General features: G+C 35.1%; 8 protein-coding genes. 3 read left to right on the top strand and 5 right to left on the bottom strand.

Going from position 1 to position 6,233, the window contains the following annotated elements; genetic code table 11:
• Both ABX784_RS14890 and ABX784_RS14885 read left to right on the top strand, forming a co-directional pair.
• Positions 1-429, top strand: a 429-nt coding sequence (locus ABX784_RS14890) for a WYL domain-containing protein (RefSeq protein ID WP_372655852.1), incomplete at its 5' end; no start/stop codon positions are given.
• A 35-nt stretch (positions 430-464) separates the two neighbouring features.
• The gene (locus ABX784_RS14885) at positions 465-1,067 is read left to right on the top strand and encodes a septation protein IspZ (RefSeq protein ID WP_372655851.1); all 603 of its coding nucleotides are present in this window, start codon (positions 465-467) and stop codon (positions 1,065-1,067) included.
• Here the strand turns inward: ABX784_RS14885 and pheA are convergent.
• The 5 genes from pheA to ABX784_RS14860 all read right to left on the bottom strand — a co-directional run bounded on the left by pheA (position 1,064) and on the right by ABX784_RS14860 (position 5,827).
• Complete coding sequence (gene pheA, locus ABX784_RS14880; RefSeq protein ID WP_372655850.1) at positions 1,064-1,885, bottom strand: prephenate dehydratase; 822 nt, start codon at positions 1,883-1,885, stop codon at positions 1,064-1,066. The genes ABX784_RS14885 and pheA overlap by 4 nt on opposite strands.
• Positions 1,882-2,610 (bottom strand): prephenate dehydrogenase/arogenate dehydrogenase family protein, encoded by a 729-nt coding sequence (locus ABX784_RS14875; protein ID WP_372655849.1) that lies wholly within the window; start codon positions 2,608-2,610, stop codon positions 1,882-1,884. Before ABX784_RS14875 ends, pheA begins: the two co-directional genes overlap by 4 nt.
• Positions 2,607-3,764 (bottom strand): pyridoxal phosphate-dependent aminotransferase, encoded by a 1,158-nt coding sequence (locus tag ABX784_RS14870; protein ID WP_372655848.1) that lies wholly within the window; start codon positions 3,762-3,764, stop codon positions 2,607-2,609. Before ABX784_RS14870 ends, ABX784_RS14875 begins: the two co-directional genes overlap by 4 nt.
• A gap of 21 nt (positions 3,765-3,785) precedes the next feature.
• Positions 3,786-4,877, bottom strand: a complete 1,092-nt coding sequence (locus ABX784_RS14865) for a chorismate mutase (RefSeq protein ID WP_372655847.1) — start codon at positions 4,875-4,877, stop codon at positions 3,786-3,788.
• A gap of 107 nt (positions 4,878-4,984) precedes the next feature.
• Positions 4,985-5,827, bottom strand: coding sequence for a D-Ala-D-Ala carboxypeptidase family metallohydrolase (locus ABX784_RS14860; RefSeq protein ID WP_372655846.1), 843 nt, complete (start codon positions 5,825-5,827; stop codon positions 4,985-4,987).
• Between the two features lie 181 nt (positions 5,828-6,008).
• On the opposite strand from ABX784_RS14860, the gene ABX784_RS14855 reads away from it, so the two are divergent.
• A partial coding sequence (locus ABX784_RS14855) for a hypothetical protein (protein WP_372655845.1) occupies positions 6,009-6,233 on the top strand: 225 nt, incomplete at its 3' end.

Here is a 6,233-nt window from a genome sequence, read left to right as displayed (position 1 = left end):
CTTGTTGGAGAAGACTGTAATGATAGGTGTTTAATCTATTTTAATATTCTTGAAATTCATAAAATAAATACAAATTTTGAAACTAGCTATAGTCCTAATTTTAGCTCTATTGAAATTAATGATTTTGTCTCAGCTGTGCGAGCTATTACGGGACAAGAGGAGAGGCTTGTCCTAAAGATAATCTCATCGGAATCGGTGGATCTTAGGCCTGCCTATCAATTTTTAGGTAATCCTTACGTTACAACAAACTTGAATGGTGACCTTATATGGGCAGCATCTGTTGAACCATGTGATGAGCTATTTGAATGGATTTTAAGCATTAAAGACCATATTGAAATCCTAGACCCTGGTAGTTTAAAAAAGAAGTATTTAGAGTACTGTACAAGTAAGCTGGAAACTTTAGAAGAAGACTTCAAAAAAGCAGGATAATGACAATTTAGGTTTATCCATGTTAAATCTATAACATGGATAAATCATTCTCTAAGAGCTTTTTTCTCATTTCATTTTTACCTGCAATAGCTTACTGGTATCTAGATGAATACTACCCTGTACGTATTGCAATCACAGGAGGACTTGCTTTAGCAAGTTTAGAGATCTTAGCTGAAAAAATATTTATCAAACATGTCCATACAATTTCAAAAGCAAATTTCTTTCTCATCTTATTTTTAGGTTGTTTAAGTCTCCTAGGGGAAGAAGGAGTTTGGTTTAGGTTACAACCAGCAATTACTGGAATTGGTATTTCCAGTTTCATGTACTATAGGCTAAGAGTAGGGAAAGGACTACTTGTTGAGTTTTTAGAGAGTCTCCCATTTAAGAATAAGCCTCCAATGTTTTTTGTTAATTCTATGGAGAAACATTTAACTTACTACTTCTTTGCGACAGGTATTTTTATGGGCTATGTCGCTCTTTATGAAAGTACTGATACATGGATATTCTTCAAAACAATTGGTAACTACATTCTCTTTGCAGTTTTTTATATTTTTGAAATCTTCTGGAGTCGAAAACTAGCTAAGAATTATGCAAGAGCTAAGAGAGAAAAAGAAGTTCTAATGTCTACTCGCCCTTAGAACTTTGCTTTTGGGTAACTTCCAAGAATTTTTACAGAACTAGTATGCTCTTTTAGCTTAAGAAGACAGTCTTTAACATTTGAATCATGGATTGATCCTAGAAAATCCACGAAAAAAGTATACATGAATGGATTTTCAGGAATTGGCCTAGATTCAATCTTAGTTAAGTTTAGTCCAAAAGTTGCAAATTCCTGCAAACATCCTAGCAGTGCTCCTGGCTTATGATTAGTAGAAAAGGCAATACTTGTTTTTTCTAACTTTAGCCCTTCAGGTATATTCTTTTCTTTAACAAAGACTACAAATCTTGTGAAGTTAGTATCAACTTTTTGAATTTCTTCACTAATAATATCTAATCCATAGTACTCAGCACTAAGAGAAGAGCTTATAGTTCCTTCATCTGTAATATCACTCTTTGATAGAAGTTCACTTGAGCCTGCAGTATCAAACTCAGGGATTCCTTTGATATTATTTTTAACAAGAAAGTCATGACATTGGGCCAGTGCGATTGGGTGAGACTTAACAGCTTTTATATCTTTTAGAGTTACGCCTTTTTTAGCTAATAGACAGTGATTAATTGGTAGATAAATTTCACCAATAATAAAGAAGTGATGTTTTAAAAGTAAATCAACATTAACAGCGACATTTCCAACAATACTATTTTCAACAGGAAGTACTCCTGTTGCAACATCATCGTCTTCCAGAGCGTTACAGACTTCTTCACTTAGGTCAAAGCCAACTGGAGTAACCTCATTCTTAAAATATTGTCTAATGGCCATTTCGCTATAGGCACCAGGCTTTCCTTGAAATGCTATCTTCACTTTAAAGCGCTTTCTAATGTCTTTGATAGAGAACTCATAAGAGACTCTCTCATATCTTTAGCGTAGGGGTTGTACTTATTCATATCTCTAAATAATTGAACACTATCATTTTCAACAGTCTCTAAAATCTTTAAAAGGCGTCTATATCCTTTCGTATCAATATCCATATCTTTTGAACCCATTTCCATAAGTGTTCTACCAATAGTATGAGTAAGAATAAGAGAGTCTGCTATTTGCTTGTCATGTTCATGAGCTGTCGCCTCAATTACTTTCAGGCCATGAGACTCTAAGTAACCTTTTATATTTTGATACTTTTCTTCTCTAACTCTTTGTTTGCATAAAACAATTTTACAACCATAGAGACTTTTAGCTGCTGAGTCTGGACCAAACATTGGGTGAGTACCAAGAATTTCTGTTTCTGGTGGTAGTAACTCTTCAAGAAGCTCCATAGGGTGAACTTTAACTGAACACACATCTATAACAAGTGTATCTTTAGTCACAAATTTAGCTATCTCGCTAGCGGCCTCTTTGATCGCTGAAATTGGGACACATAGTATTAGAATAGGGCATTCGCAAACTTCTTTTAATGTTCCTGCTTCAGAGCCAATTTCATCTAGGATATTTAGATCTAGGTTAGTGTCAAATACTAGAGTTGTGGCATCTCGAGAAATATTTTTTGTAAGTAGTTTTCCTAAACGTCCAAAACCAATAATTCCTATTTTCATAGAACTTCCTTCATTCTCTTATGTGCTTCGATAATTTCTTCTCTACTTTGAGCAAAGGAAATTCGTAAATGGTTTTCTTTTCCAAAAGCAATTCCTGGTAGAATTGCAACTTTGGCCTTTTCTAATATATAGAGTGAAAGCTCTTCACTATTTTTCAAATTCAACTTTTTAATCATCTCAGTAACATTGGGAAAGAGGTAGAATGCTCCATCAGGCTTTTCAATTGGAAAGAATTCACTAAAGAGGTTGTGAGCAAGTTTCATTCTAGACTCTAATTCTTTTGTTAAAATTCTTAGTAATCCTGCATCTAGTCTTAGTGCTTCAAGTGCTCCGTATTGGGCGAATGTACAATTATTTCCGGATAAGTGTCCTTGAAGTTTATTAACATCATCAATGAAAGACTTCTCTGCGCATAGGTAGCCAATTCTAAATCCTGTCATACAAAAACTCTTAGAGAATGATTGGACAGTCAATGTTCTTTTAAAGGCCTCTTCGCTCAATGAAGATATGTTTACATGTTTAACTTTATTGTAGGTTAGAATTTCATAGGCTTCATCAGAGACAATTTTTAAATCATACTTTGTGGCAAGCTCAACTACTTTTTGTAGGTCTTCGGCGTTATAGACTGCTCCAGTAGGATTGTTAGGAGTATTTATTAAGATCGCCTTAGTCTTGTCATTAATAGCATTTTCAATATTTTGAATATCTAGTTGAAAGTTCTCTTTTGTTTCCACAAAGTGAGGAACTCCACCAGCAAGCTTTACTGATTCCGGAAAAGTTACCCAGTAAGGAGAGGGGATAATCACTTCATCTCCATCGTTTAGGAGTGTTTGAAATATAAGATAAAGAATATGTTTTGATCCATTACCAAGAAGAATATGATCTTTGTTTGCATTTAGGTCATATTTTTTATTCAAGTAGTGAGCAATACCATCTCTTAATTGATCAAGTCCTTGAACAAGTGAATATCGAGTTTTATTTTCTCTTAGGGCGGTGATTGTAGCCTCAATGATTGGAGCGGGGGTCGCAAAGTCTGGTTCTCCCACATTAAGGCCTATAATATCTTCTCCAAGCTCTTTTAGTTCAGCTATTTTAGCTGAAAGTGAGATACTCTTTGATGCTTCTATGCAATTTACTCTTTTAGAATTTTCCATGCATTCATTATACACATTTTTTTATTTTTTGCTGTCAAAGTCATTAACGATCTGACTTTGTATTCGAACACTTTCACTATGAATTGTGTCGTAGATATCTTTAACAAAACTCTCTGTTAGTCCTAAATTCTTACCAAGGTCGAGTCTCTTTTTCATTAACTCATCCATTCTTTGAATTTGGAGAGGCATGATATTTTTCTCTTTCTTTGCTAATCCAATTTTTGTAATAATATCAGTTCTTGTCTTAAGAGCTTCAAGTATCTCTAGATCTACTCTGTCTACTTGTCCTCTTAGGAGATCTAGCTCTTGCTCAAAATTTCTATCTACACCAAACTCTGTTCTTAGTGATAGACCTTCGATAATTGCAGCTAGGGCCTCTGGCGTTACTTGTTGAGCAGCATCAGAAAGAGCTTTTGTTGGATTGATATGTGTTTCAACCATGAGGCCTTCCATATCTGCATCCATAGCTTTTTGACATACGTAAGAAATTAAATCTCTTCTTCCTGCTATATGACTTGGATCACAAATTATTGGGAGGTCTTGAAACTTACTCTTGAGCTCCATTGGGATTTTCCATAAAGGAAGATTTCTATATTTAGATGTATCACCCGTTGAGAATCCTCTGTGGATTGCAGCAATCTTGTTAATTCCTGCTCCGGCCATTCTTTCTAGAGCTCCAATCCATAGTGCGAGGTCTTGATTCACTGGATTTTTTACCATGACTGGAATATTAGTTCCCTTTAGTGCATCTGCAATCTCTTGAACAGCAAAAGGGGATACTGTTGTTCTGGCACCAATCCAAAGTATATCTACTCCGTGCTTAAGGGCCAGTTCTACGTGTTGTGTATTTGCTACTTCTGTTGTTGTTAGTAGGCCAGTTTCAGCTTTTACATCTGATAACCACTTTAAACCTTCTTCTCCAACACCTTCAAAGCAATTTGGTCTAGTTCTTGGCTTCCAAATTCCGGCCCTGAATATTCTCACATCTGGGATTTTTGCAATCTCTCTCGCTGTGCTCATCATTTGTTCATGTGATTCTGCTGAGCATGGACCCGCAATGACTAATGGTCTTTTTAAATTTGGTAACCATTTGTTGAGTGGTAAAAAATCCATAATATTCTCCAGCAGTAATTAATCAATCTATCTAATATAATTTTCTTTCTAGTTAAATCAAGACTAAAGTATTTTCACAAAGTCTTGTCTAGCGCTAGAAGAAACTCTTAGTTTATATTCCAACATGTCGCCGGCATATTATTTGCCTTTGCATAGTCATTATATACCCAATGTCTTCTTCCGTGTGTGCTATCTAGTCCAAGGTGGATATAAGTTTTTCCAAGTCCTATTGATACATTACTTAAGGCCTCAGTTTCGCTGTCCATAAAGTAATTTTCTTTCCATAATTTATCACAAATAAATTTCTCTACTTGGTGGCGATTCTCTTGATTTCCCATAGAGAAGTCCATTGCCTTAGCACTAATATGGTCACTTTTCTTGGCACCACCTAGTTTATTATTGTAGCAAGAGCTTCGGTAGTGACTAGTTAATGTAGTATTAACTCCAGTTTCATCTTCAATTTTATCTTTCAGTAAGCTGAATGCTAAAGAACGATACCAACATGATTTAGGTGGAATCATATTTTTTTCATTACATGACTTCATTGTGGATTTTGTTCCTGAGTTAGCAATATCCATTGCACTCATTGATTGAACACCTGAATCAGTTAAAAACTTTTGAAATTCAACTTCATCTGCACCGTATTCATCTAGATCTAAAACATTTCCACCGAGAGATTTAATTTTTTCACCAAAGATAAGTACATCCCGGAGAATATTATTAGACTCACAGCTATCTTCTTCAAAACTGACATCCTTTAGGAGTTCCTCTGACAGGGCCTGTGCATTTGCTGTTACTTGATTTCCTGAAGAATTCAGATCGTCTGTCACACTGGTGGATAGAACATCAGACTTCTCATCATTAACAATATAGCTTTGATCAGGTTCGGTATCTTTTCCACAGCCAATGGAAATAAGGAGAGTGAATATAAGTAGTAGTTTTAGTTTCATATGAACTTTATAGTAAGATAACTCGGCAAAATATTAGTCTTCATTGTAATAAGTTCTTAGGGTGTAAACGATTTATACAATTAATTATTTCTTCCGTTATAGGGTAAGTGTCTGATATTAAAGATCTAATTAGGAGGGGTAGTGTTTGGCTATCCCATTTTTACAGTATATAAATACCTATATGGAAAATATTAAGGGTTTTATTCTCACTTCAAATTTCGTCGACTCAACGAGTGGTGTTGAGCTGCACTTTTACTTATCTACAAACTCTGGAGCAGTTAAGGTCGTAATAACGAACTTCCGCCCTGTATTTTTTATTGAATCTAAGAATCAGTCATTAAAGATACCTAAACTCTTAGAGAGAAAGAGTATAGGCCTTAAGAGTTTTTCTAAGCAACCCGTGGAT

This window comes from Halobacteriovorax sp., assembly GCF_041587335.1.
GTDB lineage: Bacteria > Bdellovibrionota > Bacteriovoracia > Bacteriovoracales > Bacteriovoracaceae > Halobacteriovorax.
The sequence above is the reverse complement of the archived record's forward strand: the minus strand, read 5'-3'. Positions and strand labels throughout refer to the sequence as shown.